At 61.6% G+C, this 26,098-nt stretch carries 31 protein-coding genes; 28 read left to right on the forward strand and 3 right to left on the reverse strand.

Annotated features, from left to right (window positions below; all coding sequences use genetic code 11):
• The first annotated feature begins 7 nt into the window (after positions 1–7).
• From motD to ASE98_RS11205, 5 genes are all read left to right on the forward strand, one after another.
• A complete protein-coding gene (motD, locus tag ASE98_RS11185) occupies positions 8–898 on the forward strand; it encodes a flagellar motor protein MotD (protein WP_060541428.1) in 891 nt (296 codons plus the stop codon).
• A gap of 43 nt (positions 899–941) precedes the next feature.
• Complete coding sequence (locus ASE98_RS11190; protein ID WP_060541429.1) at positions 942–1,730, forward strand: ParA family protein; 789 nt, start codon at positions 942–944, stop codon at positions 1,728–1,730.
• 141 nt (positions 1,731–1,871) lie between these two features.
• Positions 1,872–2,822: a CheW domain-containing protein gene (locus tag ASE98_RS11195; RefSeq protein WP_060541430.1), complete on the forward strand. Its 951-nt coding sequence runs from the start codon at positions 1,872–1,874 to the stop codon at positions 2,820–2,822.
• An 82-nt stretch (positions 2,823–2,904) separates the two neighbouring features.
• Positions 2,905–3,390, forward strand: coding sequence for a chemotaxis protein CheW (locus ASE98_RS11200; RefSeq protein WP_060541431.1), 486 nt, complete (start codon positions 2,905–2,907; stop codon positions 3,388–3,390).
• Positions 3,391–3,783, forward strand: a complete 393-nt coding sequence (locus ASE98_RS11205) for a DUF2802 domain-containing protein (protein ID WP_060541432.1) — start codon at positions 3,391–3,393, stop codon at positions 3,781–3,783. It abuts the gene before it with no gap.
• Positions 3,784–3,971: 188 nt separating this feature from the next.
• Here ASE98_RS11205 and ASE98_RS11210 read toward each other — a convergent pair whose 3' ends face one another.
• A complete protein-coding gene (locus tag ASE98_RS11210) occupies positions 3,972–4,301 on the reverse strand; it encodes an EscU/YscU/HrcU family type III secretion system export apparatus switch protein (protein ID WP_060541433.1) in 330 nt (109 codons plus the stop codon).
• Positions 4,298–5,872, reverse strand: a complete 1,575-nt coding sequence (gene fliK, locus ASE98_RS11215; RefSeq protein WP_060541434.1) for a flagellar hook-length control protein FliK — start codon at positions 5,870–5,872, stop codon at positions 4,298–4,300. The genes ASE98_RS11210 and fliK overlap by 4 nt, the downstream gene beginning before the upstream one ends.
• Before the next feature lie 199 nt (positions 5,873–6,071).
• Between fliK and ccmA the strand changes: the two genes are divergently transcribed.
• From ccmA to phnP, 23 genes are all read left to right on the forward strand, one after another.
• Complete coding sequence (gene ccmA, locus ASE98_RS11220; protein ID WP_060541435.1) at positions 6,072–6,707, forward strand: cytochrome c biogenesis heme-transporting ATPase CcmA; 636 nt, start codon at positions 6,072–6,074, stop codon at positions 6,705–6,707.
• A complete protein-coding gene (gene ccmB / locus ASE98_RS11225; protein ID WP_060541436.1) occupies positions 6,704–7,372 on the forward strand; it encodes a heme exporter protein CcmB in 669 nt (222 codons plus the stop codon). Before ccmA ends, ccmB begins: the two co-directional genes overlap by 4 nt.
• 92 nt (positions 7,373–7,464) lie before the next feature.
• A complete protein-coding gene (locus tag ASE98_RS11230; RefSeq protein WP_060541437.1) occupies positions 7,465–8,220 on the forward strand; it encodes a heme ABC transporter permease in 756 nt (251 codons plus the stop codon).
• Positions 8,217–8,393, forward strand: a complete 177-nt coding sequence (gene ccmD / locus ASE98_RS11235; RefSeq protein ID WP_060541438.1) for a heme exporter protein CcmD — start codon at positions 8,217–8,219, stop codon at positions 8,391–8,393. The genes ASE98_RS11230 and ccmD overlap by 4 nt, the downstream gene beginning before the upstream one ends.
• Positions 8,390–8,845: a cytochrome c maturation protein CcmE gene (gene ccmE / locus ASE98_RS11240; RefSeq protein WP_060541439.1), complete on the forward strand. Its 456-nt coding sequence runs from the start codon at positions 8,390–8,392 to the stop codon at positions 8,843–8,845. The genes ccmD and ccmE overlap by 4 nt, the downstream gene beginning before the upstream one ends.
• A gap of 3 nt (positions 8,846–8,848) precedes the next feature.
• The gene (locus ASE98_RS11245; RefSeq protein ID WP_060541440.1) at positions 8,849–10,837 is read left to right on the forward strand and encodes a heme lyase CcmF/NrfE family subunit; all 1,989 of its coding nucleotides are present in this window, start codon (positions 8,849–8,851) and stop codon (positions 10,835–10,837) included.
• Positions 10,834–11,370 carry a DsbE family thiol:disulfide interchange protein gene (locus ASE98_RS11250; protein WP_060541441.1) on the forward strand — a complete coding sequence of 179 codons (537 nt, stop codon included), beginning with the start codon at positions 10,834–10,836 and terminating at the stop codon, positions 11,368–11,370. The genes ASE98_RS11245 and ASE98_RS11250 overlap by 4 nt, the downstream gene beginning before the upstream one ends.
• Positions 11,367–11,837, forward strand: a complete 471-nt coding sequence (locus ASE98_RS11255) for a cytochrome c-type biogenesis protein (RefSeq protein WP_060541442.1) — start codon at positions 11,367–11,369, stop codon at positions 11,835–11,837. Before ASE98_RS11250 ends, ASE98_RS11255 begins: the two co-directional genes overlap by 4 nt.
• Entirely contained in the window at positions 11,834–13,036 is a 1,203-nt protein-coding gene (ccmI, locus tag ASE98_RS11260; RefSeq protein ID WP_060541443.1) for a c-type cytochrome biogenesis protein CcmI, read from the forward strand. The genes ASE98_RS11255 and ccmI overlap by 4 nt, the downstream gene beginning before the upstream one ends.
• A 14-nt stretch (positions 13,037–13,050) precedes the next feature.
• Entirely contained in the window at positions 13,051–13,458 is a 408-nt protein-coding gene (locus ASE98_RS11265; RefSeq protein WP_060541444.1) for a hypothetical protein, read from the forward strand.
• Between the two features lie 561 nt (positions 13,459–14,019).
• On the forward strand, positions 14,020–14,853 hold the full coding sequence (gene phnC / locus ASE98_RS11270; RefSeq protein WP_060541445.1) for a phosphonate ABC transporter ATP-binding protein: 834 nt from the start codon (positions 14,020–14,022) through the stop codon (positions 14,851–14,853).
• Positions 14,854–14,896: 43 nt separating this feature from the next.
• Positions 14,897–15,910: a phosphonate ABC transporter substrate-binding protein gene (gene phnD, locus ASE98_RS11275; RefSeq protein WP_060541446.1), complete on the forward strand. Its 1,014-nt coding sequence runs from the start codon at positions 14,897–14,899 to the stop codon at positions 15,908–15,910.
• Between the two features lie 149 nt (positions 15,911–16,059).
• Positions 16,060–16,842, forward strand: coding sequence for a phosphonate ABC transporter, permease protein PhnE (phnE, locus tag ASE98_RS11280; RefSeq protein ID WP_060541447.1), 783 nt, complete (start codon positions 16,060–16,062; stop codon positions 16,840–16,842).
• Positions 16,843–16,881: 39 nt separating this feature from the next.
• On the forward strand, positions 16,882–17,586 hold the full coding sequence (phnF, locus tag ASE98_RS11285) for a phosphonate metabolism transcriptional regulator PhnF (RefSeq protein ID WP_177336964.1): 705 nt from the start codon (positions 16,882–16,884) through the stop codon (positions 17,584–17,586).
• Positions 17,587–17,597: 11 nt separating this feature from the next.
• On the forward strand, positions 17,598–18,047 hold the full coding sequence (gene phnG / locus ASE98_RS11290; RefSeq protein ID WP_060541449.1) for a phosphonate C-P lyase system protein PhnG: 450 nt from the start codon (positions 17,598–17,600) through the stop codon (positions 18,045–18,047).
• Positions 18,047–18,637 (forward strand): phosphonate C-P lyase system protein PhnH, encoded by a 591-nt coding sequence (gene phnH, locus ASE98_RS11295; RefSeq protein WP_060541450.1) that lies wholly within the window; start codon positions 18,047–18,049, stop codon positions 18,635–18,637. Before phnG ends, phnH begins: the two co-directional genes overlap by 1 nt.
• Positions 18,637–19,713: a carbon-phosphorus lyase complex subunit PhnI gene (locus tag ASE98_RS11300; RefSeq protein ID WP_060541451.1), complete on the forward strand. Its 1,077-nt coding sequence runs from the start codon at positions 18,637–18,639 to the stop codon at positions 19,711–19,713. The genes phnH and ASE98_RS11300 overlap by 1 nt, the downstream gene beginning before the upstream one ends.
• Positions 19,706–20,578: an alpha-D-ribose 1-methylphosphonate 5-phosphate C-P-lyase PhnJ gene (locus ASE98_RS11305; RefSeq protein WP_060541452.1), complete on the forward strand. Its 873-nt coding sequence runs from the start codon at positions 19,706–19,708 to the stop codon at positions 20,576–20,578. The genes ASE98_RS11300 and ASE98_RS11305 overlap by 8 nt, the downstream gene beginning before the upstream one ends.
• The gene (gene phnK / locus ASE98_RS11310) at positions 20,575–21,381 is read left to right on the forward strand and encodes a phosphonate C-P lyase system protein PhnK (RefSeq protein ID WP_060541453.1); all 807 of its coding nucleotides are present in this window, start codon (positions 20,575–20,577) and stop codon (positions 21,379–21,381) included. The genes ASE98_RS11305 and phnK overlap by 4 nt, the downstream gene beginning before the upstream one ends.
• Before the next feature lie 28 nt (positions 21,382–21,409).
• Entirely contained in the window at positions 21,410–22,129 is a 720-nt protein-coding gene (gene phnL / locus ASE98_RS11315; RefSeq protein ID WP_060541454.1) for a phosphonate C-P lyase system protein PhnL, read from the forward strand.
• Positions 22,119–23,264 carry an alpha-D-ribose 1-methylphosphonate 5-triphosphate diphosphatase gene (locus ASE98_RS11320; protein ID WP_060541455.1) on the forward strand — a complete coding sequence of 382 codons (1,146 nt, stop codon included), beginning with the start codon at positions 22,119–22,121 and terminating at the stop codon, positions 23,262–23,264. Before phnL ends, ASE98_RS11320 begins: the two co-directional genes overlap by 11 nt.
• The gene (gene phnN / locus ASE98_RS11325) at positions 23,264–23,833 is read left to right on the forward strand and encodes a phosphonate metabolism protein/1,5-bisphosphokinase (PRPP-forming) PhnN (protein ID WP_060541456.1); all 570 of its coding nucleotides are present in this window, start codon (positions 23,264–23,266) and stop codon (positions 23,831–23,833) included. Before ASE98_RS11320 ends, phnN begins: the two co-directional genes overlap by 1 nt.
• Entirely contained in the window at positions 23,824–24,573 is a 750-nt protein-coding gene (gene phnP, locus ASE98_RS11330) for a phosphonate metabolism protein PhnP (protein ID WP_060541457.1), read from the forward strand. Before phnN ends, phnP begins: the two co-directional genes overlap by 10 nt.
• Before the next feature lie 155 nt (positions 24,574–24,728).
• Here the strand turns inward: phnP and ASE98_RS11335 are convergent, their stop codons facing one another.
• The gene (locus ASE98_RS11335; protein WP_060541458.1) at positions 24,729–25,934 is read right to left on the reverse strand and encodes an MFS transporter; all 1,206 of its coding nucleotides are present in this window, start codon (positions 25,932–25,934) and stop codon (positions 24,729–24,731) included.
• Between the last annotated feature and the right edge of the window lie 164 nt (positions 25,935–26,098).

Genomic DNA, 26,098 nt, shown 5'->3' on the forward strand with positions numbered 1-26,098 from the left:
TAACCTCATGGCCCGTCGTCGCCAGCATGAAGAACATGTAAACCATGAACGTTGGCTGGTTTCCTACGCCGACTTCATCACCTTGCTGTTCGCCTTTTTCGTGGTGATGTACTCCATCTCGTCGATCAACGAAGGCAAGTACAAGATCATCTCCGAGGCGTTGATCGGGGTATTCGCCGATAACGACAGCGCCCTCAAGCCGATCCCGATCGGCGAAGAGCGGCCCAAGACCGTGACCCCGGCCAAGCCCCTGGTCAAGGACAGTGAGCAGGTCGATGCCGGCGTCGCCGGTGCCAGCGATCCGCTCAAAAGCATTGCCGACGACATCAGTGCGGCCTTCGGTGACCTGATCAGTTCCAATCAGATGACCGTGCGCGGCAATGAGTTGTGGGTCGAGATCGAGCTCAATTCCAGCCTGTTGTTCGGCAGCGGCGACGCCATGCCCAGCGACATTGCATTCAATATCATCGACAAGGTGGCGGCGATCCTGAAACCCTTCGACAACCCGATTCACGTCGAAGGCTTTACTGACGATCAACCGATCCGCACCGCGCAATACCCGACCAACTGGGAGCTGTCGTCGGCCCGTTCTGCAAGCATCGTGCGCATGCTCGCGATGCAGGGGGTGAACCCCGGTCGCCTGGCCTCGGTGGGTTACGGTCAATTCCAGCCGGTGGCCAATAACGCGACCGCCGAAGGTCGCGCACGCAACCGCCGGGTGGTGTTGGTGGTGTCGCGCAACCTTGATGTGCGCCGCAGCCTGACCGGCACCGGCACTGCTCATGCGCAACCGGATGCGGCATTGAAGCGTGCTGGCACACAAACTGCACCGACCCCGGCCAAGGCGCCGGTACGAGAGAGTGCCGTCAATTCTCCGTCACCCGCATTAACACGTTGAGCTATTTCTCGGTTGGTTCATTGGGCCGGGAGGAACAATCCGAATGAGAGTCTGGGCAGTCGCCAATCAAAAGGGTGGTGTTGGTAAAACCACTTCCTCTATCGCCTTAGCCGGTTTGCTGGCCGAAGCGGGCAAGCGCGTGGTCGTCGTCGACCTCGACCCCCACGGCTCCATGACCAGCTATTTCGGTTACGATCCGGACAGTCTGGAACACAGTAACTACGATCTGTTTTTGCATAAGGGCAGCGTGCCCCAAGGCTTGCCCGGCCAGTTGCTGCTGTCGACCAGCGACAAGCGCATCTCCCTGTTGCCGTCCAGTACCGCCCTGGCCACCCTTGAACGTCAGTCGCCGGGCCAGAGTGGTCTGGGGCTGGTGATTGCCAAGAGTCTGGCGCAGCTGTGGCAGGACTTCGATTACGCGGTGATCGACAGCCCGCCCTTGCTCGGTGTGTTGATGGTCAATGCCCTGGCGGCGAGCCAGCAACTGGTGATCCCGGTGCAGACCGAACACCTGGCGGTCAAAGGCCTGGAGCGCATGGTCAACACCCTGGCGATGATCAACCGGTCACGCAAACAGGCGTTGCCGTTCACCATCATTCCAACCTTGTTCGACCGCCGCACGCAAGCCTCCCTCGGGACGCTGCGGGTGTTGCGCGACAAGTTCCCGGAAGAAATCTGGCAGGGCTACATCCCCGTGGACACGCGGCTGCGCGACGCCAGCCGGGCCGGGCTCACGCCTTCACAGTTCGACGGCAAGAGCCGTGGCGTCCTCGCATACCGTGCGCTTCTCAAGCATCTGCTGACCGCACAACTTGTCCCGCAGGTGGCCTGAGATGACCTCGGCTTTTGTAGGAGCAAGCTTGCTCGCGATGGACGACAACGATAGCGCGGGCTGTCTGAATGATCGCGTTTTCCGGGAGTGTTTCGCGAGCAAGTGGAATCGTCGCTCCGTCGCTTCTGCAGGTGAGCGCTCATGAGTCGACTGGTCAACACGACATCGCGCCCGCAACTGGCGTTGCAGTCTTATCTGGACAATCTGCTGCAAGACGCAACCCTGGAGGCGTTCGAAGCGCTCCCCGTGGTGGAGGAAGTCGTCGAAGCGGTCAAGGCTATCGAAGAGCAGGGCGTACTGGATGAATTCCAGGCCGCCGTACTCGAAGAACAGGCACGTGACGCACAGAAAGTTGCAGTCGCCGTACCGCACGTTGCTTCTGCAGTTCCTGTGGCCAAGCCGGTAGTGACCGAAACAGCATCTCCCGTTCTGGCACCGGTTTCGACCATCGCACCGCTGCTGCAAGCGCTAGTGGCGCCGGTGGTCGAAGTGCCGCAAGCCCTCGTGGAGTCTTCGGTCGAGGTGCCCCAGGCCCTGGTACCACCGGTGGTCGAAGTGCATCTGCCACCGGGCAACACGCCGCCACCTGTGCAAGCCGACGGTCGTCCGGCCTGGGCGGCAGAGCCTTTCGAATGCCTGCTGTTCGATGTTGCCGGGTTGACCCTGGCGGTGCCGTTGGTGTGCCTGGGATCGATCTATTCCCTGGCCGGCCAAGAGCTGACGCCGTTGTTCGGCCAGCCGGAGTGGTTCCTGGGCATCCTGCCCAGTCAGGCCGGCAACCTGAAGGTGCTGGATACCGCGCGTTGGGTCATGCCGGATCGATACCGCGACGATTTCAGGCAGGGCCTGCAATACGTCATTTCGGTCCAGGGCTACGAGTGGGGTCTGGCGGTGCATCAGGTCAGCCGCTCATTGCGCCTGGACCCGAACGAAATCAAATGGAGAAGTCATCGAGGTCAGCGGCCATGGCTGGCCGGCACGGTGATCGAACACATGTGCGCTTTGCTTGATGTCGCCTCGCTGGCCGAATTGATCGCCAGTGGCGGGGCAAAGCAAATGGCCGGCGTCAAGCCGATCCACAAGCACACATAAGCCGAATAACAGACTAGCGACGCCACTCGATGGCGTCGCACGGAACACACACCGCCAGGGCGGTTTTTTGAGGGGGCAGGGTATGAACGACAAGGCAACGGCGGCAAAGGGTTCCGAAGATCCGATCCTGCAATGGGTCACCTTCAAGCTGGACAACGAGACCTACGGCATCAACGTGATGCGCGTCCAGGAAGTGCTGCGTTACACCGAAATCGCCCCGGTTCCCGGTGCCCCCAGCTACGTGCTGGGCATCATCAACCTGCGCGGCAACGTCGTCACCGTGATCGACACCCGCCAGCGCTTCGGCCTGATGAATGCCGAGATCAGCGACAACACCCGTATCGTCATCATCGAAGCCGACAAGCAAGTGGTCGGGATCATGGTCGACAGCGTGGCCGAGGTGGTTTACCTGCGGCAGTCGGAAATCGAGACCGCGCCGAACGTCGGTAACGAAGAGTCCGCCAAGTTCATTCAAGGCGTGTGCAACAAGAACAACGAACTGCTCATCCTGGTCGAACTCGACAAAATGATGAGCGAAGAAGAATGGTCGGAACTGGAGAACATCTGATTGATTCTCGAGGTTGCGGTCATTGTCCTGTTCCTGTTCTGGGCAGGCACCCTGGCAATGTTCCTGGCGTACATTCGCGCGCAGAAACTGATTGCCGCACAACAGGCCAAGGGCGATGTGCTGCGCGAACAGCGCATCAAGGACCTGGCCAAGCGCGTTGACGATTATCAGAACGGCAATGTGCGCATGGGCGAAGACCTGCACGAACTGCGCTCGATCGTCGCGCCGCTGCCGGACAAACTGGCCCAGCTGGAACAGCGCGACCCAACCAGCCTGTCGTTCGCCCAGGCGGCGCGGCTGGTCGGCATGGGCGCCAGCGTTGATGAACTGACTCAGTCCTGTGGCTTGACCCAGGCTGAGGCGGAGTTGATGAGCAAGTTGCACAAGCACTGATAGAAATCTGTAGGAGCGAGCATGCTCGCGATGGACGTTAACGATGACGCGGGTCTCCTGGAGAAACGCGGCGCTCATACCTCCATCGCGAGCGTGCTCGCTCCTACAGTGGTTCTATGTCCGGCACAGAACATGTGTTCACCGCAGATTACCTGATGGAGCGTGCTCGCGAGGGCGTCCTCGAAACCTCAATAGTCATCCCCGCGTTCGCTAATATCCTTCTCCACCCTCGGCGCATCCGGATCCTGCCCCGCCGGAAACTTCCCCTTCAAGTTCCAGGCAAACGCAATGATCTCGGCAATCGTCCGATACAGCTCCTCAGGAATACTGTCCCCCAGCTCCATGCGCGCCAGCATTCTCACCAGCTCGGCGTTTTCATAGATTGGCACTTCGCAGTCGCGGGCAATGCGCAAGATTTCTTCGGCCAGTTCTTCGTCGCCCTTGGCGGTGAGGGTAGGGGCGTGGCTGCCGTCGTATTTGAGGGCGATGGCCTGGCGTGGGGCGTTGGGGTTTTTCATGCGGTTTCGTCGACCCAGCGTTGATCGAGGCGGGTTTGGGGGCCTTGGGGCGGCGAGCCGTGGTGACAGTCGAGGTCGCCGACGTTCAGGCCGCAGGACAGCAGGCGTTCGCGCAGAGCGGCCAGGTTACTTTCAATCAGGCTGGCGGTATAAGGCCGTTCGGCCCACAGCTGACTGGACAGGCTGCCTTTGATCAACTGTGCCTGAATCTGCAAGGGGCCCAAGGGTTCCATGTCGAAGGCCAGCTCTACACGCCATAGTTGTTGTTTCGTTTCGCGTTCTTCGCGGCGCTCATTGGGGTGGTCGTGCTCAGGGGCCTCTTCACGCTGGAACTTGACCTGCAAGGGCACGATGTCTTGCAGATTGCGCATCGGGATTTCCAGCTGCCAGGTGCTCATCAGCCGTCCGTCGGCGGTGACGCCGGTTTGTTCCAGGCTTGCCAGCTGGTGGCTCTGCAGGCGTGAAACCGCGGCGGCGGCCAGGCGCAGCAGGTGTTCGAGGTCATCCTCACCCTCGGCGCCTGGCAGTTGGCGCTCGGCAAGCGGAAAGCCGGTCGGCGACGGTTTGGCGCTGACCTGGCCGAGCATGCCCAGGGCGTTGCGCACGAAACTCGGCATGGTCTGGGCGAGGGTGTTGGCCGCAACGATCGCGCCGAGGCTGGTGTTGGTCGGCAGGCCCTGACTCAATTGCGCCACCAGTTTGAGCAGATCGCCCTTCATGTCGGGCGCCAGCGTCGGGTTTTGCCCGGTGAGCAGTTTGCTTTCGAGAAACACACCGCTGCCGGCAAGGGCCTGGGCAAGGCCTTTGGCCGTACTCAACTGTTGAACATCCGGCAGGCCGGCGAGCAAACGGGTAGCGGCGCTGCGCAACTCAGCGGATGTCTGGTCTGAGGGTGGAAGGCTCTGCAGGAGGTTGAGCAAGCCATCCAGCGATCCCTGGCGACTTTGCTGGTCGACCAGTTGCCGGGTCACCGCCAGTTGTTCCTGACGACTACTCAGAGGCACGAATTTCACGGTCTGGGCGTCCTGCACCTGCGCGCTCAACAAGGTGCCGATGCGCAAGGGCTGCGGGCTGTCGATGCTCAGGGTGCTGCCGCTCAGTGCGGTGTTGAGCAGGCTCACCATCGAATGAAATACCAGGGGCTGGCCGGGCAACCGGGGCAGCACTTGCGAGGTCAGCACTTTACCCTGCAGCAAGGTGCCAACGGGCAGTTGCGCGGTGTCGAGGCTGGTGAGGGTGGCGATGCTGGAAGCAATGGCCTGTTGTACCGTCACGGCCAGGCTGCCGGCCGAGGGTTGGCTGACGACCAGTGTGGTGCCCAGGGCCAACGGTTGATTACCGGTAGTCTGGACCGTGGTCTGGCGGCCGCTGTCGAGTGTGACCTTGAGCAGCATCTGGAAAGTCTGGTCTGTCTGCTTAAGCGACAACACTTCGGCCTGGGCGGTTTGACCGACGCTGATCAGCCCGTCCATCGGCGTCTGCAACTTGAGCAACTCACCGCTGAGCACCTGCGGGCGCGAAGTCGCCGGGAGGATTTGCGGTAGCGGCAGGATGTTCATTTCGCCTGTCATACGCGGTCACAACCTGAGGAAAATGCACTCTTTAGAGTAAGGCATGGCATGTATAATGCGGCGCCGTTGTATCCAAAAATGGCGAAAACTTTGCAATTATTTGACGCAGCTCTCTGGAACAAGCCGTCATTGCATTTATGCTGCATCTCTTTAACGGCCGCGCCAGTGCCGACTTGAACCGTATAAGGCCCGTGATCCCTTGACCAGTCCCGTCCTGCAAACCGTTGACCTTGCCTGCGAGCGAGACCTTCGGCTGCTCTTCGAAAACCTCGAGTTGCGACTGGCCAGTGGCGAAATGGTACAAATCAGCGGCCCCAACGGCAGTGGCAAGACCAGTCTTTTACGCCTGCTGAGCGGGCTGATGCAGCCGACCGCGGGCCGGGTGTTGCTCAATGGCCAGCCGTTGAACGCGCAACGCAGCGAGCTGGCGCGCAATCTGCTGTGGATCGGTCACGCGGCGGGGATCAAGGATTTGCTGACGCCGGAGGAGAATCTGAGCTGGCTGTGTGCCTTGCATCATCCGGCTGACCATGAGGCGATATGGCAGGCTTTGGCGGCGGTCGGGCTGCGTGGGTTCGAGGACGTTCCGTGCCACACCCTGTCCGCCGGCCAGCAGCGTCGCGTCGCGCTGGCGCGCTTGTACCTGGACAGTCCGCCGTTGTGGATCCTCGACGAGCCGTTTACCGCCCTCGATAAACAAGGCGTGGCGCAGCTTGAAGAACACTTGGCCGGCCACTGTGAACGTGGCGGCATGGTGGTGTTGACGACTCACCACACCCTGAGCCGGATGCCGGCCGGTTATCGCAACATTGATCTGGGGAACTGGGCCGTATGAGTGTGTTCGGCCTGTTGGTCGCCCGTGAGGCTCGCCTGCTGTTTCGCCGTCCCGCGGAACTGGCCAATCCGCTGGTATTTTTCGCCATCGTGGTTGCGCTGTTCCCGCTGGCGGTCGGACCCGAGTCTCAATTGTTGCAAACCTTGTCTCCGGGACTGGTCTGGGTGGCGGCACTTTTATCGGTCTTGCTCTCGCTGGACGGGCTTTTCCGTAGTGATTTCGAGGATGGATCGCTCGAACAGTGGGTCCTTTCGCCGCACCCCCTGGCTCTTCTGGTTTTGGCCAAGGTGCTGGCACACTGGGCGTTTTCCGGCCTGGCACTGGTGTTGCTCGCGCCTTTGCTGGCGTTGATGCTCGGTTTGCCTGCCGCCTGTCTGCCGGTGTTGCTGCTTTCGTTGCTGCTCGGTACACCGGTGCTGAGCCTGCTCGGTGCAGTGGGCGCGGCATTGACGGTGGGATTGAAGCGCGGCGGCCTGTTGCTGGCGCTGCTGATTCTGCCGCTGTACATCCCGGTGTTGATCCTTGGCAGTGGCGCCTTGCAGGCAGCCTTGCAGGGCATGCCGGCGACCGGTTATCTCCTGTGGCTTGGCAGCCTGACCGCCCTGGCGATAACTCTGACACCTTTTGCAATAGCCGCTGGCCTGAAGATCAGCGTCGGCGAATAATAATGAGGCCTGGTTAAAAATTAACCACTCCTTTTGAAAAAAAGCAGGCCCTGGCTCTTCACAGTAAAGAGCAACCGTGACGGAAACAGAGTATGAACTGGACGTGGTTTCACAAGCTTGGCTCGCCCAAATGGTTTTACGGCATCAGCGGCAAACTGCTGCCCTGGCTGAGCGTCGCGGCGTTGCTGCTGATCGGCATTGGCGTGGTCTGGGGCCTGGCCTTCGCGCCGCCGGATTACCAGCAGGGCAACAGCTTTCGCATCATCTACATCCACGTCCCGGCTGCCATGCTGGCGCAGTCCATCTACGTGATGCTGGCCGTGTGCGGCATCGTCGGCCTGGTCTGGAAAATGAAACTGGCCGACGTCGCCCTGCAATGCGCCGCGCCCATCGGTGCCTGGATGACCGCCGTGGCGCTGGTCACCGGGGCGATCTGGGGCAAACCGACCTGGGGCTCGTGGTGGGTCTGGGATGCACGCCTGACGTCCATGTTGATCCTGCTGTTCCTGTACTTCGGTCTCATTGCGCTGGGCAACGCCATCAGCAATCGTGACAGCGCGGCCAAGGCCTGTGCGGTGCTGGCGATTGTTGGTGTGATCAACATCCCGATCATCAAATACTCGGTAGAGTGGTGGAACACCCTGCACCAGGGCGCGACCTTCACCCTCACGGAAAAACCGGCGATGCCCGCCGAGATGTGGCTGCCACTGCTGCTGACGGCGTTGGGTTTCTACTGTTTCTTCGGCGCGGTCCTGCTGCTGCGCATGCGCCTTGAAGTGCTCAAGCGCGAAGCCCGGGCCAGTTGGGTCAAAGCCGAAGTGGAAAACAGCCTGGAGGCCGCTCGATGAGTTTTGCTTCATTCGGCGACTTCATCGCCATGGGTCATCATGGCCTGTATGTCTGGTCAGCCTATGGCATCTGCCTGGCGGTGCTGACCCTCAACGTGGCGGCGCCAATCCTGGCCCGCAAGCGGTATCTGCAACAAGAGGCGCGTCGTCTGCGCCGGGAGAACGGCAAGTGAATCCGCTGCGCAAAAAGCGTCTTATCATCATTCTCGCGATCCTGGTCGGGGTCGGCGCTGCCGTCGGCCTGGCCCTGAGCGCCCTGCAGCAGAACATCAATCTGTTTTACACACCGACCCAGATCGCCAACGGTGAAGCCCCGCAGGACACGCGCATCCGTGCCGGCGGCATGGTCGAGGCGGGCTCGCTGCAGCGCTCCGGCGATTCCCTGGATGTGAAGTTTGTCGTCACCGACTTCAACAAATCCGTGACCATCACCTACCGCGGCATCCTGCCGGACCTGTTCCGCGAAGGGCAGGGCATTGTCGCCTTGGGCAAGATCAACGCCGATGGCGTGGTAGTGGCCGACGAAGTGCTGGCCAAGCACGATGAAAAGTACATGCCGCCGGAAGTGACCAAGGCTTTGAAAGACAGCGGTCAATCAGCTCCAACGCCCGCGAAGGAGGGTTGATCCATGACGTCCGGTATCTTTATTCCCGAACTTGGGCACCTGGCCATGATCCTGGCCCTGTGCTTCGCCCTGGCCCAAGCCGTGGTGCCGTTGCTCGGTGCCTGGCGCGGTGACCGCCTGTGGATGAGCCTGGCCCAGCCGGCCGCCTGGGGGCAGTTCACCTTTCTGGCGTTTGCCTTCGGCTGTCTGACTTATGCCTTCATGGTGGATGATTTTTCCGTCGCCTATGTGGCCAATAACTCCAACAGCGCCTTGCCCTGGTACTACAAGTTCAGTGCCGTGTGGGGTGCCCACGAAGGTTCCTTGCTGTTGTGGGCGTTGATTCTGGGTGGCTGGACCTTCGCGGTATCGGTGTTCTCCCGGCAGTTGCCGCAAGTCATGCTGGCCCGCGTGCTGGCGGTGATGGGCATGATCAGCACCGGTTTCCTGCTGTTCCTGATCATGACCTCCAACCCGTTCAAGCGCATTCTGCCGCAAGTGCCCACCGATGGCGCCGACCTTAATCCGTTGTTGCAGGACATCGGCCTGATCGTTCACCCGCCGATGCTGTACATGGGTTACGTCGGGTTTTCCGTGGCCTTCGCCTTCGCCATTGCGGCGCTGATGGGCGGACGCCTGGATGCCGCGTGGGCACGCTGGTCGCGTCCATGGACCATCGTGGCCTGGGCCTTCCTCGGTATCGGCATCACCCTCGGTTCGTGGTGGGCCTACTATGAACTCGGCTGGGGCGGCTGGTGGTTCTGGGACCCGGTGGAAAACGCCTCGTTCATGCCATGGCTGGTTGGCACCGCGCTGATTCACTCCCTGGCGGTCACGGAGAAACGTGGCGTGTTCAAGAGCTGGACGGTGCTGCTGGCCATCGCCGCGTTCTCCTTGAGCCTGCTGGGCACCTTTCTCGTGCGTTCCGGCGTACTGACTTCGGTGCACGCCTTTGCCTCCGACCCGGAGCGTGGCGTGTTCATCCTGATTTTCCTGCTGTTTGTGGTCGGTGGTTCGTTGACCCTGTTCGCCCTGCGCGCGCCGGTGGTCAAGAGCCAGGTCGGCTTCAATCTGTGGTCGCGGGAAACGCTGTTGCTGGGCAATAACCTGGTGCTGGTGGTAGCGGCTTCGATGATCCTGCTGGGCACTTTGTATCCGCTGATTCTCGATGCCATGACGGGCGCCAAACTGTCGGTCGGCCCGCCGTACTTCAACGCGCTGTTCATTCCGTTGATGGCGTTGCTGATGGTGGTGATGGCAGTCGGTATGATCGTGCGCTGGAAAGACACGCCGGTGAAATGGCTGTTGAGCATGCTCACGCCGGTACTGCTCGGCAGCGCCGCCCTGGCCGTTGTGGCCGGTATTGCGTATGGCGATTTCAACTGGGCGGTCCTGGCGACCTTCATGCTCGCGGCCTGGGTGTTGCTGGCCGGCGTGCGTGACATCTTCGACAAGACCCGGCACAAAGGCCTGATCAAGGGCTTGCCGACCCTGACCCGCAGCTACTGGGGCATGCAGGTCGCGCACCTGGGCATCGCCGTATGCGCCCTGGGTGTCGTGTTGTCGAGCCAGAACAGCGCCGAGCGTGACCTGCGCCTGGAACCGGGCGAGTCCATGGACCTGGCCGGTTATCACTTCGTGTTCGAAGGGGCCAAGCACTACGAAGGCCCCAACTTCACCTCCGACAAGGGCACTGTTCGCGTCATCCGCAACGGCAAGGAAGTCAGCGTGCTGCACCCGGAGAAGCGTCTCTACACCGTGCAGAACTCGGTGATGACCGAAGCCGGGATCGACGCCGGTTTTACCCGTGACATCTACGTTGCCCTCGGCGAACCCCTTGGCGATGGCGCCTGGGCCGTGCGCGTTCACGTCAAACCGTTCGTGCGCTGGATCTGGTTCGGCGGCCTGCTGACCGGTTTGGGCGGATTGCTGGCGGCGCTGGATCGGCGTTATCGGGTCAAGGTGAAAAGCCGTGTGCGCGAAGCACTGGGCATGTCGGGAGCCACTGCATGAGACGTTGGTTGATGTTGTTGCCACTGGCGATTTTTCTGGTGGTCGCCGTATTTCTGTACCGTGGGCTGTACCTGAACCCGGCCGAGTTGCCTTCGGCGATGATCGGCAAGCCGTTCCCGGAGTTTTCCCTGCCGGCGGTGCAGGGCGACAAGACCCTGACCCGTGCCGACATCCTCGGCAAACCGGCGTTGGTCAATGTCTGGGGTACCTGGTGCATTTCCTGCCGGGTCGAGCACCCGGTGCTGAACAAGCTGGCCGGGCAGGGCGTGGTGATCTACGGCATCAACTACAAGGACGTCAATGCCGATGCCTTGAAGTGGCTGAGCGAATTCCACAACCCCTATGTGCTGGACATTCGTGACGATGAAGGCTCGCTGGGCCTGAACCTCGGCGTGTATGGCGCGCCGGAAACCTTCTTCATCGACGCCAAGGGCATCATCCGTGACAAGTTTGTCGGCGTGATCGACGAGCAGGTCTGGCGCGAAAAACTGGCGGCCAAATATCAGGCGCTGGTCGACGAGGCCAAGCCATGAAGCGCTGGATTGCCGCCGCTGTTCTGGGCTTGAGCATGGCCGGCGTCGCACATGCAGCCATCGACACCTACGAGTTCGCCAAGGAAGGCGATCGCGAGCGCTTTCGCGAGCTGACCAAGGAGCTGCGTTGCCCCAAGTGTCAGAACCAGGATATTGCCGACTCCAACGCACCGATCGCCGCCGACCTGCGCAAGGAAATTTTCCGCATGCTCGGCGAGGGCAAGGACAACCAGCAGATCATCGACTTCATGGTCGATCGCTACGGTGACTTCGTGCGCTACAAACCAGCCCTGAACGCCAAGACCGCGCTGCTCTGGTTCGGCCCGGCCGGCCTGCTGCTTGGCGGTGTGGTGATCATCGCGGTGATCGTGCGCCGCCGTCGTGTGCAACGCTCTGACACCAAGGATGAGCTTTCCGCCGAGGAGCGCTCGCGCCTCGACCACCTGTTGGATAAAAACCAAGAATGATTGATTTCTGGCTTGCTGCAGGTCTGCTGCTACTGGTTGCCCTGAGTTTTCTGTTGATCCCGATCCTGCGCAGTCGTCGTGCACAACTCGAAGAGGATCGTACCGCCCTGAACGTCGCCTTGTATCAGGAGCGCGTGGCTGAGTTGCAGACTCAGCAGGAAGAGGGCGTGCTTGATGCGGCGCAGATGGATACCGGGCGCGCCGAGGCAGCCCGGGAGTTGCTGGCGGACACCGAGGGGGTCGAAGCGCCGCGGGTGTCTCGTTTGGGCAAGCCCTTGCCATTGCTGGCGGCAGTTCTGGTGCCGGTTCTCGGTCTGGGCTTGTACTTGCATTACGGTGCCAGCGACAAGGTCGAACTGACCCGCGAATTCGCCCATGCACCGCAAACGATGGAAGAAATGACCCGTCGCCTGGAGCGCACCGTCGCCGCTCAACCGGATTCCGCAGAAGGCGTGTATTTCCTCGCTCGTACCTACATGGCGCAGGATCGTCCTGCGGATGCGGCGAAGATGTTCGAGCGCACGGTGAGCCTCGCCGGTCGCGAGCCGGAACTGCTAGGCCAATGGGCCCAGGCGCAGTATTTCGCCGATGGCAAGAAGTGGTCGGACAAAGTCCAGGCCCTGACGGATGAAGCCCTCAAGGCCGATCCGAAAGAAGTCACCAGCCTCGGCCTGCTAGGCATCGCCGCGTTTGAAAGCGAGCGTTATCAGGATGCCATCGACTACTGGAACCGGCTTCTGGCGCAACTGGCGCCTGAGGACAAGTCTCGCGAGGCGTTGCAAGGCGGCATTACCCGGGCCACGGAGAAGCTGGTGACCAGTGGCGGCAAGGTTGCAACAGCACCTGTGGCGAAGGCTGCGGCACTGCTCAAGGTCAGCGTCGATCTGGCAGCGGAGCTCAAAACCAAGGTCCAGCCCGGCGACAGCGTATTCATTTTCGCCCGTGCGGTATCCGGTCCACCGGCTCCGCTGGCGGTCAAGCGCCTGACCGTGGCAGACCTGCCGGTCACCGTCGAACTGGGCGATGCCGATGCAATGATGCCGCAATTGAAACTGTCGAACTTTCCTGAAGTCCAACTGGTTGCGCGCATTTCCCGTGCCGGCAAACCAACGGCAGGCGAGTGGATCGGTCGCAGTCAGCCCCTGGCCAGCAGCACCACCGCGCTACAACAACTGACCATCGACAGCCCGGATAAATAACAGGAAACGCCACCATGACCGCCATTGCTCGTATTGCCCTGCTCAGCGCTGTTTTGGGGTTAAGCGCTTGTGCGGTCCAGCGTCCACCGGAACAGCCGACCCCGACACCGATGCCGCCGTCGCAGCCCAAACCTACGCCATCGACGTCGCCCACCCCGAGCAAACCGAGCGTCCCGGCCAAACCGGCCAAGCCGATGCCGCGTACCTCGGCCAGCTTCGCGCCGCCGCCGGGCGGGAACAGTCATTGGGATCAGAAGCTGGGGGTTTATGTGCTTGATGACCAACCCAATACCTTCTATCGCCAGCGGACTTACTACCGTTGGGATAATGGCTGGAGCCGTTCGATCAGCCCGAAAGGGCCTTGGGAGGAGACGGATATCCACGGGGTGCCGGGCGGGTTGGGACGGCAGTTCGAGCAGTAACGCAGAGAGGCGATCTTCGGGTCGCCTTTTTTGTGGGCGTTGAGTGTGTTTCGGGCGGCGTGTGAACTTTTTGGGAATGGGCTTGTTCGCGAAGGCGGCCTGACTTTGGTTGACCGGGTACATATCCATTCCTGCGGTAACGACGGCTTATGGTTTCGCCCTTACGGCGACTCACTTTTTTACAAGCGCCTAAAAAAGTAAGCAAAAAACGCTCGCCCCTTACGTACGGCGCCTCGCTGAGGCTCGGCGTTCCTTCGCTCCGGTATTCATCCGGGGGCATTGCCCTCCGGTCGGCTTCGCTTCGACCTACATGCAATGAGTTCGACTGCGTCGAACGGCGCTGCGCGCCAATCCCCGGATAAACACCTCCACTCAGCCTCCCGAGGGGGCGGGTGAATCAAGACCAAACGCGGCAGCCCTCCAGCTCAACCTTTCACAAAACCTTCATCAAATGATTCACCCAGTGACATGTGCAAGTCATAGGGCTGACATGCGACGTGCCTAAAGTCTGTTGAACTCAAATACGGCCACGGACGGCTGTTCAACCAGACAGAGAAGCCCATGAACGCAGCTATCCATGTCGATCATCTGAACAAGACCTTTGCGCGTAAGACCGCACTGGTCGACCTCGAACTGAGCATCGCGGCCGGTGAGATGGTCGCGCTGATCGGCGCGTCCGGCTCCGGCAAATCCACCTTGTTGCGCCATCTCGCGGGCCTGGCCTGTTGCGATAAAAACAACGGTGGCAGCGTCAAAGTGCTGGGGCGGGAAGTACAGGCGAGCGGACGGCTCAATGGCAAGGTGCGCCGCTTGCGCGCCGACATCGGCTACATCTTCCAGCAGTTCAACCTGGTCAATCGCCTGAGCGTGCTCGACAACGTGCTGCTCGGTTGCCTGGGCCGCATGCCGCGCTGGCGTGGCAACCTGGGCCTGTTCAATGCCGAGGAAAAACAGTTCGCCATGGAGTCCCTGGCCCGCGTCGGCCTGGCTGACCTCGCCGCACAGCGCGCCTCGACCCTGTCAGGTGGGCAGCAGCAACGCGTGGCGATTGCCCGTGCGCTGACCCAGCGTGCCGAAGTCATCCTTGCGGACGAGCCGATCGCCTCTCTGGATCCGGAATCGGCGCGCAAGGTCATGGAAATCCTCGCCGACATCAATCGCCGCGACGGCAAGACCGTGGTGGTGACCCTGCATCAGGTCGACTACGCCACCCGCTATTGCCCGCGCGCCGTGGCGCTGAAGGCCGGTCGGATTCATTTCGATGGCCCGGGTACTGAGCTCAGTGGCGCGTTCCTCAACGATCTGTACGGTGCCGACATCGACACCAGCCTCATGTGCTCCGAGCCTTCCCGTCACAACGAAGCTGCACCCCGGCTGGTGCTGGCGCGTGTTTGATCACTCCGGATTCCCCAACCGTTCACCCTCAGGAAACTTTTCCATGTTGAACCGTATCGGTCGCGTTTTTGCTGGTGCAGCACTGCTCACCGGTTGTTTGATGGGCACCGCCCAGGCTGAAGAAAAAGCCATCAACTTCGGCATCATGTCCACCGAGTCTTCGCAAAACCTCAAGAGCGTCTGGCAGCCATTCCTCGATGACATGCAGAAGCAAACCGGCTTGAAGATCAACGCCACATTCGCTTCCGACTATGCCGGCCTGATCCAGGGCATGCGTTTCAACAAGGTCGATGTGGCGTGGCTGGGCAATAAGGCCGCCATCGAAGCCGTGGACCGTTCCAACGGCGAGATCTTCGCCCAGACCGCTGCAGCCAGTGGCGCTGCCGGTTACTGGAGCGTGTTGATCGCGCGCAAAGACAGCCCGATCAACTCGGTCGACGACATGCTCAAAGACGCCAAGAACCTGACCTTCGGCAACGGTGATCCGAACTCCACCTCGGGCTATCTGGTGCCGGGCTACTACGTGTTCGCCAAGAACAACGTCGATGCTGCCACCGCGTTCAAGCGCACGCTCAATTCCAGCCATGAGGTCAACGCCTTGAGCGTGGCCAAGGGGCAACTGGATGTGGCGACGTTCAACACCGAAAGCTGGGATCGCCTGGAAGTCACCCAGCCCGACAAAGCTGCGCTGCTGAAAGTGATCTGGAAGTCGCCGCTGATCCCTGCCGACCCGTTGGTGTGGAGCAAAGCGCTGAGTGACAGCGAGAAGAGCAAGATCCGCGATTTCATCTTCAGCTACGGCGACACCGACGAAGAGAAAGCGGTGCTCAAGGGCATGCAACTGGGCATGTTCCTGAAGTCCAGCGACGACCAGTTGCTGCCGATTCGTCAGCTCGAGTTGTTCAAGCAACGCACCACGATCACTGCGGACACCAAGCTTGATGCGGCCGATAAAACCAAAAAACTGGCCGAGATCGATGCCGAGCTGGCGAAGCTGCAAGAGCGCATCACCTTGCTCGACAAAACCGCCGACAAAAAATCCGCAGCCAACGGCTAACCCCGGTAGGAGCGAGCCTGCTCCGGGCGGCGTTCCGTCGATGAACGTATGGACACCGCGTTTCTCCCGGTTTCCCGCGTCATCGTTGACGACCATCGCGAGCAGGCTCGCTCCTGCAGGTTCTGCATTACGCAATCTAGAGAACCCTCATGACCACTCTGCACGCTGAAGCTGTTGGAAAGCGTACCTGGCCGCAATACGCCGCTTGGGGCCTGTTTCTGGTCCTGCTGGCCTGGGCCTGGCACGGCGCTGAAATGAATCCGATGGCGTTGTACCGCGACTCGGGAAACATGGCGACGTTCGCCGGGGACTTCTTCCCGCCGGATTTCCATGAATGGCGCATGTACCTCAAGGAAATGCTCGTCACCGTACAAATCGCCCTGTGGGGCACGGTGCTGGCGATTGTCTGCTCGGTGCCGCTGGGCATTCTCTGCTCGGAAAACATCACACCGTGGTGGATCCACCAACCGCTGCGCCGGGTGATGGATGCGTTCCGCTCGATCAACGAAATGGTCTTCGCCATGTTGTTCGTGGTGGCCGTCGGGCTGGGGCCGTTTGCCGGGGTATTGGCGCTGTGGATCAGCACCACCGGCGTACTCGCCAAGCTGTTCGCCGAAGCCGTCGAAGCGATTGATCCCGGCCCGGTCGAAGGCGTTCGCGCCACTGGTGCCAGTGCCTTGCAAGAGGTGATCTACGGCGTGATTCCGCAAGTGATGCCGCTGTGGGTGTCCTACGCGTTGTACCGCTTCGAGGCCAACGTGCGTTCGGCGACGGTGGTGGGAATGGTCGGCGCAGGCGGGATAGGCGTGATTCTGTGGGAGAACATCCGCGCCTTCCAGTTCACGCAGACCTGCGCCGTGCTGCTGGTGATCATCGTCATCGTCAGCCTGATCGACATCCTGTCGCAACGCCTGCGCAAGCAGTTCATCTGACTTTTTCGGAGGGGTGCCCCCGGGCGCTTTTTTTAAAGCATGCAGTTGTCTAGACAAGATGAGCCGGTGTACCGCGAATTGGCCGACATCCTGCGGCGGGAGCTGGCGGAGTACCGCGCCGGGGATTTCCTGCCGGGCGAGGTGATGCTGGCCGAGCGCTTCGGCGTCAATCGCCACACCTTGCGCCGTGCCATCGATGAACTGGTGTTCGAAGGCAGCCTGTTGCGCCGCCAGGGCAAAGGTACCCAAGTGCTGGAGCGGCCGCTGATTTATTCGATGACCGCCGACAGTGCCTACAGCCAGTCGCTGTCGGCCCAGGGGCATGGCGTCGAAGCATTGTTGCTCAAGCGCCGTTACTGCTTTGCCAGCCGCGAAGAAGCCCAATATCTGGGCATCGCCGAGATGGCGCCGATGATCGAATTGCAGACCTTGCGCAAGCTCGACAATCAACCGGTCAGCCTGATCCGCCATCGCTACTGCGCCACTCACGCGCCGCTGCTGGCCGACTACGTCGGTGGCTCTTTGCGCAAATACCTGAGCGAACGGGACCTGCCGCTGACCCGTACCCAGAGCCTGATCGGCGCCCGATTGCCCAACCGCGAAGAAGCCGCGCTGCTGATGATGCCCCGGCATCTGCCGGCGCTGAGTGTCTTCACCCTTTCCCGCGACCGCGACGGCCGTGCGGTGGAGCTGGCCCAGTCCACCAGCCGTTCGGATCGCTTCCAGTACCAGGTCGTCACCTGATGGAGAATGCCATGCAAAACCCTGTTCCTCACGCCGAACGGCAGCACTGGATCGGCGTACTGGCCCGCGCCCGTCGCAGTGAATTGCAGCCCTTTGAGGATGCGCTGCGCGACGTTGAGTACCAACTGATCCGCGCCCCGGAAATCGGCATGACCCTGGTCCGTGGCCGCATGGGCGGCAATGGCGCGCCGTTCAACGTCGGCGAAATGAGCGTGACCCGCTGCGTGGTGCGCCTGGCCGATGGCCGCACCGGCTACAGCTATCTGGCGGGGCGCGACAAGGTTCACGCCGAACTGGCCGCCCTGGCCGACGCGCATTTGCAGGGCGTGCAACAACGCCATTGGCTGGCGGACATGATCACGCCTCTGGCTGGCGCTCAAGCTGAGCGCCGGGCACAAAAAGAGGCGGAAACCGCCGCCACCAAAGTCGAATTTTTCACCCTCGTGCGAGGAGAAAACTGATGAGCGCACAGCTGTTGCAACCGGCCTTCAGCGACCCGGTGCTGGATGCCCAGCGCGGATTTCGCGCTGCACTCAAGGCCTTGGCCGGTCCCGGTCTGATCCAGACGTTGCACCCCACGCCGACCCTTGAAGGCCTGGCACCCGCGACATATGCACTGTGCCTGGCAATGTTCGATGTCGACACACCGCTGTGGCTGGCGCCGTCCTTCGACACACCGCTGATCCGCGCCAACCTGGCGTTCCACTGTGGTTGCCCGCTGACGACCCAGCGTGAAGACGCGCGATTCGCCTTGCTTGCCACCGAGGATCTGCTCGACCTGAGCGGTTTCGACACCGGCAATGATCGTTATCCCGACCAGTCCTGCACTTTGTTCATTCAGCTGCCCAGTCTCGATGGCGGGGCAGGGCTGAAGTGGCGTGGACCGGGGATTGAAAGCGAACACGACGTGGCGCTGCCGGTAGCCGATGGCTTGTGGCGCGAACGTGAACGTCGCAACGAATTTCCCCGTGGCCTCGACCTGTTTTTCACTGCCGGCCACGACCTGATCGGTTTGCCGCGCAGTACCCGCATCGCAGAGGAGCGTGCCTGATGTACGTAGCCGTCAAGGGTGGCGAACAGGCCATCGACAATGCCCACCGCCTGCTGGCAAAAAAACGTCGGGGCGATACCGCAGTCACTGAGTTGAGTGTCGAGCAGATCCGTCAGCAACTGCCGCTGGCAGTGGCGCGGGTGATGAGCGAAGGCTCGCTGTACGACGAAGAACTCGCCGCGCTGGCGATCAAGCAAGCGGCGGGGGATCTGGTGGAAGCAATCTTCCTGCTGCGCGCCTACCGCACCACGTTGCCGCGCTTCAACCCGAGCCTGCCGATCGATACCCAGAGCATGCAGCTCAGCCGACGCTTGTCCGCGACCTTCAAGGACGTGCCGGGCGGGCAACTGCTGGGGCCGACCTTCGATTACACCCACCGTCTGCTGGACTTTGCCTTGCTGGCCGAAGGCGAATATCCGGGGCCGCAAACCACGCCGAATGCCAGCCTCGAAGCGTGCCCGCGAGTCCTCGGTTTGCTGGCGCAGGAAGGCCTGATCAAGACCGAATCCGACAGCGGCGAAAGCGTGGCCGACATCACCCGCGACCCGCTGGAGTTGCCCGCCAGTCGCGCTCAACGCCTGCAAGCCCTGGCCCGTGGCGACGAAGGTTTCCTGTTGGCGCTGGGCTATTCGACCCAACGCGGTTATGGCCGCAACCACCCCTTCGCGGGTGAAATCCGCATCGGCGAAGTCGAGGTCTGGATCGACCCTGAAGAGCTGGGTTTTGCGATCAACCTGGGCAGCATCGAAGTCACCGAGTGCGAGATGGTCAACCAGTTCGTCGGCTCGGCCACGGAGCTGGCGCAGTTCACTCGCGGCTACGGCCTGGCCTTCGGACACGCCGAGCGCAAGGCCATGGGCATGGCGCTGGTGGACCGTGCGTTGCGCGCCGACGAATACAACGAAGAAGTTGTTTCCCCGGCGCAGCAGGAAGAATTCGTGCTGATGCACTGCGACAACGTCGAGGCCGCCGGCTTCGTCTCGCACCTCAAGCTGCCTCACTACGTCGACTTCCAGGCCGAACTGGAACTGATCCGCAAACTGCGCAAGCCTGCCGAGGGCCAAAACCATGAATGACGTGAGCCAGGCACCCGTGCGCGATGCGGCGTACAACTTCGCCTACCTCGATGAACAGACCAAACGCATGATCCGCCGCGCCTTGCTCAAGGCCGTGGCGATCCCCGGTTATCAGGTGCCGTTCGGTGGTCGCGAGATGCCGCTGCCTTACGGTTGGGGCACCGGTGGCATGCAGTTGACCGCCGCGATTCTCGGTGACGAAGACGTGCTCAAGGTCATCGATCAGGGCGCCGACGACACCACCAACGCCGTGTCGATCCGCCGCTTCTTCGCCCGCACCGCAGGCGTCGAAACCACCGAAAGCACGCCTGACGCGACGGTGATCCAGACCCGTCACCGCATCCCGGAAACCCCGCTGCACGCCGATCAGATCATGGTTTACCAGGTGCCGATTCCGGAGCCGCTGCGCTTCATCGAACCGTCGGAAACCGAGACCCGGACCATGCACGCCCTCAACGATTACGGGGTCATGCACGTCAAGCTTTACGAAGACATCGCGACCTTCGGCCATATCGCCACGGCGTACGCCTACCCGGTGATGGTCGACGAGCGCTACGTGATGGACCCGTCGCCGATCCCCAAATTCGACAACCCGAAGCTCGACATGAGCCCGGCGCTGATGTTGTTCGGCGCTGGCCGCGAGAAGCGTCTGTACGCGGTGCCGCCTTACACCAAGGTCACCAGCCTCGACTTCGAGGATCATCCCTTCGAAGCGCAGAAGTGGGAAGCGTGCTGCGCGATTTGTGGCAGCCGTGAATCGTTCCTCGACGAGCTGATTCTCGACGACGCCGGCACCCAGAGCTTCGTCTGTTCCGACACTTATTACTGCGCCCAGCGCGTCAGCCAGCAGGAGCAGGGCCAATGAACCAGGCGCTGAAAAACGATCTGTCCGTGTCCACTGAACCGCTGCTGCGAGTGCGTGATCTGTCGCTGTTGTACGGGCCGGAAAAGGGCTGCCAAGACGTCAGTTTCGACCTGTACCCCGGTGAAGTATTGGGAATTGTCGGCGAATCCGGCTCGGGCAAATCCACCTTGCTCTCGCTGCTCAGCGGCCGCCTGCCGCCGCAGCGCGGCAGCATCGGTTACCGCGACAAACAGGACCAATGGCTGGACCTGTACAGCGCCAGCGAAGCCGAACGTCGCACCTTGCTGCGCACCGAATGGGGGTTCGTCGAACAGAGCCCGCGTGATGGTTTGCGCATGGGCGTGTCCGCTGGCGCCAACATCGGTGAGCGCCTGATGGCCCAGGGTGTGCGCAATTATCAGCAGCTGCGCGGGGCCGGCCTCGACTGGTTGAGTCAGGTGGAAATCGATCCGCAGCGCATCGATGACCTGCCCCGGACCTTCTCCGGCGGCATGCAGCAGCGCCTGCAAATCGCCCGCAATCTGGTGTCGAGTCCACGGTTGGTGTTCATGGACGAGCCAACCGGTGGCCTCGATGTCTCGGTGCAGGCGCGCTTGCTCGATTTGTTGCGCGGACTGGTGCGTGAACTGGATCTGGCGGTGGTAATTGTCACCCACGATCTCGCTGTTGCGCGTCTGCTGGCTGACCGTTTGATGGTGATGCGCCGCTCGCGGGTGGTGGAAACCGGGCTGACCGATCAGATCCTCGACGATCCGCAGCACCCTTATTCGCAACTGCTGGTGTCGTCGGTGTTGCAGCCGTGAAGCCCCGTTCAATAGTGGAAACCGAGCGATGAATACCTTGATCGAGGTCCGTGACCTCTCGAAAACTTTCACCCTGCATCAGCAGCACGGCGTGGTCCTCAATGTGTTGCGCGGGATCGATTTCAGTGTGGCGGCCGGTGAATGCCTGGTGCTGCACGGTCAGTCCGGTGCGGGTAAAAGCACCTTGCTGCGCACCTTGTACGGCAACTATCTGCCCGCAGGCGGCAGCATTCGCGTGCAGCACGATGGCCAATGGCTGGAGCTGGTGGGCGCCGAACCCCGGGACATCCTGCAAGTGCGTCAGCGCACGTTGGGTTATGTCAGCCAGTTCCTGCGGGTGATCCCCCGCGTGGCCTGCCTGGACGTGGTCATGGAGCCGGCGCTGGCCCGGGGCTGGGCGAAAGAGCAGGCGCAAGCGCGTGCCGAATCGCTACTCAGCCGTCTGAACATTCCGCAACGTCTTTGGCAACTGGCGCCCGGCACGTTCTCCGGGGGCGAGCAGCAACGGGTCAACATTGCCCGGGGTTTCATGGTGGCGTGGCCGGTGATGTTGCTCGACGAGCCGACAGCATCACTCGACGACAACAATCGCCAGGTGGTGCTGGAACTGATGAATGAAGCAAAAGCGGCAGGGGCTGCACTGATCGGCATCTTCCACGACCGCATCGCCCGTGAAGCGGTCGCCGACCGCCATCTCGACATGACCCCAGCCGCAGTCAGCCAAGAGGAATACGCCGATGCCCGTTGAACAGATCCTCAGCAATGCCCAACTGGTCACCGCTGACCGTGTGTTCTACGGCACCGTGGTGCTGCGCGACGGCTTGATCGCTGAAGTCTGCGAAGGTCCGAGCCGCTTGCCTCAGGCGCAAAATCTGCATGGTGATTACCTGCTGCCGGGTCTGGTGGAGTTGCACACCGACAACCTGGAGCGTCACATGACCCCGCGCCCCGGTGTGGACTGGCCGTCGGTACCGGCGGTGCTCAGCCACGATGCACAGATCATCGCGGCGGGCATCACCACGGTGTTCGATGCGGTGTCCATCGGCGACGTAAACCCGAAGGGCAATCGCATGCAGAAATTGCCGGCGATGCTGGAGGCAATCACCAAAGCGTCCGATGCCGGCCTTACCCGCGCCGAACACCGTTTGCACTTGCGCTGCGAGCTGTGCCACCCGGACACCTTGAGTGTGTTCCGCGATCTTGTGGAAAACCCGCTGGTGCAACTGGTGTCAGTGATGGACCACTCGCCGGGCCAGCGCCAGTTTGTGCTGCAATCCAAGTACCGTGAGTACTACATGGGCAAGTACCACCTGACCACGACGCAGATGGATGACTTCATCACCCTGCAAATGGCCAACTCGCGGCAGTACAGCGACAGGTATCGTGCGGCGATTGTCGAACACTGTCTGGCCCTTGGCCTGTCGGTGGCCAGTCATGATGACGCGACCCTGGCCCACGTCGAGGAGTCGGCGCGCTACGGCATGACCATCGCCGAGTTCCCGACCACGGTCGAGGCGGCGCGCGGATGCCGGGAACGGGACATGAAAGTATTGATGGGCGCACCGAACATCGTGCGCGGCGGATCGCACTCGGGTAACGTGGCCGCCGCGGAACTGGCGGCCGAAGGCTTGCTGGATATCCTGTCCAGCGATTACTACCCGGCGAGCCTGTTGCAATCGACGTTCGCGCTGGCAGCGCAGAACAATCGCATCGGCCTGGCCGAAGCAGTGCGCATGGTCAGCCTGAACCCGGCCCGCGCTGCGGGTTTGCATGATCGTGGCGAAATTGCAGCGGGCCTGCGGGCCGATCTGGTGCAAGCACGCAGTCACGACGGTCTGACGGCGGTTCAACAAGTATGGCGGCAAGCGAAGAGGGTGTACTGATGTCGGGCAGGTTGATCTATCTCATCGGACCTTCCGGGTCGGGCAAGGACAGCCTGTTGGACGCGGCGCGAGGCCGGTTGGCCGAAAGAGGCTGCCGCATCGTGCGGCGGGTCATCACCCGTTCGGCGGAGGCGGTGGGCGAGGCGGCCTTGGGTGTCAGCCCGCAGCAGTTCGCCGAGATGGAGGCTCAGGGCGCGTTTGCCCTGAGCTGGCACGCCAACGGTTTGTCCTACGGCATCCCGCGGGAAATCGACGATTGGCTGAAGGCCGGACAAGATGTGCTGGTCAATGGCTCGCGCGGGCATTTGCACAATGCCCGTGAGCGCTACCCGCACATGCTTGTGGTGCTGCTGACCGTGGATCAAGCGGTGTTGCGCGAGCGCTTGCTGGCACGAGGACGGGAGTCCGTGGTGGAAATAGACGCACGGTTGGCGCGCAACACCCGATTCAACCAAAGCGTACTGGCCGACGACGACCCGATGGTGCATGTCCTCGATAACTCCGGGGCACTGGAAAATACGGTGGAACGCTTGCTCGGCTGCATCGACGAACCCTCCATATGCGCTTGACGTTGCTCGGTACTGGTGATGCCCGGCAAGTTCCGGTCTACGGCTGCGAGTGCGTGGCTTGCGACCGGGCGCGTAAGGATCCGCGTCAGCAACGTCGACCCTGCTGTGCGCTGATCGAGTGTGGCGATCAGCGCTGGTTGATCGACAGCGGCCTGCCAGACCTGTGCGAGCGTTTTGCGCCGCGCAGCTTCAACGGCATATTGCAGACCCACTACCACGCCGATCACGCACAGGGCTTGTTGCATCTGCGCTGGGGTCAGGGCCTGGTGATCCCGGTCCACGGCCCGGTGGACCCGGAAGGCCTGGCCGACCTCTACAAACACCCCGGCATTCTCGATTTCAGTCAGCCGTTCGAGGCCTTTGAAACACGTGTTTTCGGCACGTTGGGTGTTACAGCGTTGCCGTTGCTGCATTCCAAACCGACCCTGGGGTACTTGTTGGAAGGCGAGGGGCGACGGATCGCCTATTTGACTGACACCGTGGGCCTGCCGCCGGACACCTTGAACTGGCTGCTGCGTGAACCGCTGGATGTGCTGGTGCTGGACTGCTCCATACCACCGCAACCTCAGGCGCCGCGCAATCACAACGACCTTAACCTGGCCTTGCAGTGCATTGACGAACTGCAGCCAACGTCAGCGGTGTTGACCCATGTCGGGCATACGTTGGATGCGTGGTTGATTGAGCATCGCGATGAATTACCGGGCAATGTCAGTGTCGGGTTTGATGGGTGTGAGCTGTAAAAAGATCGCAGGCTGCGCCAGTTCCTGCGTTAATCGTGCATATGGCCCTGTAGGAGCTGGCGCAGCCCCTCCTTCCTGGCGGATGCGGCGATGGAGAAGCTGGTTCGAAACTGAGTCGTACTCGTACGTGGCCTTCGTGGGCAAGCCTTTAATGCTTACGCCGTCGCCAACGAACCCTTTTGCGAAACGCTCAAGAACCGCAACAACGCCAACAGTGGAAATGCGCTGCCGACAATCACGATCCACAACCAGCCACCGTGTTCGTATACCGGGCTGGCCACCGAAGAGCCAAACGCGCCACCGATGAAGATGCTGGTCATGTACAGCGCATTCAGACGGCTGCGACTTTTGGCGTCGAGAGCGTAAACCGCGCGTTGACCGAGGACCATGTTCATCTGCACGCAGAAATCGAGCACCACGCCCGTCACGGCCAGACCGATGACGCTGTAGACCGGATGGATGAATGCGGGCAGGAAGCTCAGGCTGGCGAACAACAGGGCCAGCAAGGACGCGATGCGGGTATGCCCGGCATCTGCCAGGCGCCCGGCGATGGGCGCGGCGATGGCGCCGATGGCACCGACCAGGGCGAAGATCGCAATCTGGCTTTGCGACAAGCCGTGATTACGTGTCAGTTCCAGCGGCACGGCGGTCCAGAACAGGCTGAAGGTAGCGAACATGCAGCCTTGGTAGAACGCACGCTGGCGCAGCACCGGTTGCTTGCGCAACAGTGTCCACAGCGAGCCCAGCAGATGACCGTAAGACGCACTGTGATCAGGCTGGCGCTTGGGGATCGTGACCGCCAACACAATGCTGATCGCTGCCATCAACAGCGCGGCGATAACAAACATCGCGCGCCAGCCGAAATGATCGGCCACCACGCTGGATACCGGCCGCGCCAGCAGAATCCCCAGCAACAAGCCGCCCATGATCCCGCCGACTACCCGGCCGCGAGATTCTTCCGGGGCGAGGTGAGCGGCCAGCGGGATCAGGATCTGCACCGACACCGAACTGAAGCCCACCAGCAGCGAGATCAGCAAAAACACATTGGGCTGATCGGTGAACGCCGCGCCCAGCAGGCTGGCAATTGCCACCAGCGTGGTGGTGATCATCAGCCGGCGATTCTCCAGCAGGTCACCCAGGGGCACGAGAAAGAACAGACCCAGTGCATAACCGATCTGGGTCAGCGAAACGATCAGGCTGGCCATGCTGTTGGTCAGGCCGATGTCGGGCGCGATAAGACCGATTATCGGCTGGGCGTAGTAGATGTTGGCGACGATCGCGCCGCAGCAAAAGGCGAACAGCAGCACCATGCCTCGGGTCATCGTTGCGGCACTGTGGGGCGCCTGGGTCGCAGGGGTCATGACGTGTCTCGCTGAACATTGGAATGTGCGCAGGTTAAGCGGCAGACGCAGAGGGCGGAAGAGTAATTGCAGTGATAGTGATTATTCCCTTGCGGCATGGGTGGCCTGAACCACGACTGCCTGGATGCACAGCCTGCGTAGCTTGCGTAACAAATCGCAGAGCC

The organism is Pseudomonas sp. Leaf48 (assembly GCF_001421885.1).
Taxonomy (GTDB): domain Bacteria; phylum Pseudomonadota; class Gammaproteobacteria; order Pseudomonadales; family Pseudomonadaceae; genus Aquipseudomonas.

Coding starts and splice junctions, on each gene's coding strand:
- phnF (WP_177336964.1), top strand. CDS start 16,882: ATGCAGTTGTCTAGACAAGATGAGCCGGTGTACCGCGAATTGGCCGAC.
- ASE98_RS11195 (WP_060541430.1), top strand. CDS start 1,872: ATGAGTCGACTGGTCAACACGACATCGCGCCCGCAACTGGCGTTGCAG.
- phnC (WP_060541445.1), top strand. CDS start 14,020: ATGAACGCAGCTATCCATGTCGATCATCTGAACAAGACCTTTGCGCGT.
- motD (WP_060541428.1), top strand. CDS start 8: ATGGCCCGTCGTCGCCAGCATGAAGAACATGTAAACCATGAACGTTGG.
- ASE98_RS11255 (WP_060541442.1), top strand. CDS start 11,367: ATGAAGCGCTGGATTGCCGCCGCTGTTCTGGGCTTGAGCATGGCCGGC.
- ASE98_RS11335 (WP_060541458.1), bottom strand. CDS start 25,934: ATGACCCCTGCGACCCAGGCGCCCCACAGTGCCGCAACGATGACCCGA.
- phnN (WP_060541456.1), top strand. CDS start 23,264: ATGTCGGGCAGGTTGATCTATCTCATCGGACCTTCCGGGTCGGGCAAG.
- ASE98_RS11245 (WP_060541440.1), top strand. CDS start 8,849: ATGACGTCCGGTATCTTTATTCCCGAACTTGGGCACCTGGCCATGATC.
- ccmD (WP_060541438.1), top strand. CDS start 8,217: ATGAGTTTTGCTTCATTCGGCGACTTCATCGCCATGGGTCATCATGGC.
- phnP (WP_060541457.1), top strand. CDS start 23,824: ATGCGCTTGACGTTGCTCGGTACTGGTGATGCCCGGCAAGTTCCGGTC.
- ASE98_RS11300 (WP_060541451.1), top strand. CDS start 18,637: ATGTACGTAGCCGTCAAGGGTGGCGAACAGGCCATCGACAATGCCCAC.
- ASE98_RS11265 (WP_060541444.1), top strand. CDS start 13,051: ATGACCGCCATTGCTCGTATTGCCCTGCTCAGCGCTGTTTTGGGGTTA.
- ASE98_RS11190 (WP_060541429.1), top strand. CDS start 942: ATGAGAGTCTGGGCAGTCGCCAATCAAAAGGGTGGTGTTGGTAAAACC.
- phnG (WP_060541449.1), top strand. CDS start 17,598: ATGCAAAACCCTGTTCCTCACGCCGAACGGCAGCACTGGATCGGCGTA.
- ASE98_RS11250 (WP_060541441.1), top strand. CDS start 10,834: ATGAGACGTTGGTTGATGTTGTTGCCACTGGCGATTTTTCTGGTGGTC.
- phnD (WP_060541446.1), top strand. CDS start 14,897: ATGTTGAACCGTATCGGTCGCGTTTTTGCTGGTGCAGCACTGCTCACC.
- phnH (WP_060541450.1), top strand. CDS start 18,047: ATGAGCGCACAGCTGTTGCAACCGGCCTTCAGCGACCCGGTGCTGGAT.
- ASE98_RS11305 (WP_060541452.1), top strand. CDS start 19,706: ATGAATGACGTGAGCCAGGCACCCGTGCGCGATGCGGCGTACAACTTC.
- phnE (WP_060541447.1), top strand. CDS start 16,060: ATGACCACTCTGCACGCTGAAGCTGTTGGAAAGCGTACCTGGCCGCAA.
- ASE98_RS11230 (WP_060541437.1), top strand. CDS start 7,465: ATGAACTGGACGTGGTTTCACAAGCTTGGCTCGCCCAAATGGTTTTAC.
- phnL (WP_060541454.1), top strand. CDS start 21,410: ATGAATACCTTGATCGAGGTCCGTGACCTCTCGAAAACTTTCACCCTG.
- ccmB (WP_060541436.1), top strand. CDS start 6,704: ATGAGTGTGTTCGGCCTGTTGGTCGCCCGTGAGGCTCGCCTGCTGTTT.
- ASE98_RS11210 (WP_060541433.1), bottom strand. CDS start 4,301: ATGAAAAACCCCAACGCCCCACGCCAGGCCATCGCCCTCAAATACGAC.
- fliK (WP_060541434.1), bottom strand. CDS start 5,872: ATGACAGGCGAAATGAACATCCTGCCGCTACCGCAAATCCTCCCGGCG.
- ASE98_RS11320 (WP_060541455.1), top strand. CDS start 22,119: ATGCCCGTTGAACAGATCCTCAGCAATGCCCAACTGGTCACCGCTGAC.
- phnK (WP_060541453.1), top strand. CDS start 20,575: ATGAACCAGGCGCTGAAAAACGATCTGTCCGTGTCCACTGAACCGCTG.
- ccmI (WP_060541443.1), top strand. CDS start 11,834: ATGATTGATTTCTGGCTTGCTGCAGGTCTGCTGCTACTGGTTGCCCTG.
- ASE98_RS11200 (WP_060541431.1), top strand. CDS start 2,905: ATGAACGACAAGGCAACGGCGGCAAAGGGTTCCGAAGATCCGATCCTG.